The sequence below is a fragment of the Gardnerella sp. 26-12 genome (genome assembly GCF_001660745.1).
GTDB lineage: Bacteria > Actinomycetota > Actinomycetes > Actinomycetales > Bifidobacteriaceae > Bifidobacterium > Bifidobacterium swidsinskii.
Genome location: NZ_LWSR01000158.1, coordinates 1 through 1,175, shown reverse-complemented (window position 1 = coordinate 1,175; position 1,175 = coordinate 1). Strand labels below are relative to the sequence as shown.

The 1,175-nt window shown below is 37.1% G+C and carries 1 protein-coding gene; it reads right to left on the bottom strand.

Annotated elements, in window-relative coordinates:
- Positions 1-30: 30 nt before the first annotated feature.
- Positions 31-1,175, bottom strand: a 1,145-nt coding sequence (gene dnaA, locus A5295_RS06000; protein WP_064622172.1) for a chromosomal replication initiator protein DnaA, incomplete at its 5' end; no start/stop codon positions are given.

The following is a 1,175-nucleotide window of genomic DNA, read 5'->3' as shown; positions in this document are numbered from 1 at the left end:
CATTTATTCATGAATATGTGGAAAATAAGTTTAATTTCTACGCTCAACAGGATTTTGTTTTAAACGAACAGTTAATTCCATAACGTAGTTATAAATTTCTTGCTTTTCTTGCATCTCGCCACTTACTCGAGTATAAGCATGCATAACTGTAGTATGATCCCTACCGCCAAAAACTTCGCCAATATCAACCAAACTCATGCTTGTCATTTCTCTTGCAAGATACATTGCAATTTGACGAGCGAGTGCAACATTCTTTGTGCGCTGACGACCAACAAGTTCATCAAAAGTCATGTGGAAATACTGAGCTACTTGACTAATGATGTCAGTTGGCCTTACTTCAATATCTGTAGCAAAGAAATCTTGTAATGCTTGTTCAGCTAAAGCTTTACTAACAGGCTGATTACTTAAAGATGCTACAGCAGTAACGCGTGTCAATGCACCTTCAAGTTCACGAATATTTTCTGTAAAACGTTCAGCAATTAAATCAAGTACGTCACTTGGAACATTACAGTGATTCATTGATGCCATCATTCTCAGAATTGCAATACGCGTCTCCAAATCTGGCGGTTTAATATCAACCGTAAGACCTGATTCAAATCTGGAAATTAAGCGTGCTTCAAATCCCTTAAGATTTTTTGGCGCAACATCTGAAGCTATAACTATTCGCTTATTTGCTTGATATAAAGAATTAAAAGTATGGAAGAATTGTTCAAGTGTTGCTTCTTTTCCACCAAGGAACTGAATATCGTCAATAAGAAGAACATCTACTTCACGATATCGCCTATTAAAATCAGCGATTTGACCTTGACTTTGATTTGGTGTTTGAAGAGCTTCAATAAATTCATTAGTGAATTCCTCACTTGTTACATAACGCACTTTAAGTGAAGAATCTTTTACTAAAGCATAATTGCCAATTGCATTAAGCAAGTGAGTTTTGCCAAGACCGGAGCCACCATAAATACATAAAGGATTAAAATCTCTGCCGGAACCCTCTGCGACTGCCAAAGCTACAGTTCTTGCAAAACGATTTGAATCGCCAGGCACAAAAGTATCAAAAGTTGCGCACGTATTTAAATGTGTAATTGCATCGCGTTGAACAGAGACAGGCATTTTTTGCTGTGCAGCCTGTTCAGTAGAAATATCAGTTTGTTGAAGAGTAGATATTCCAGTTGCAT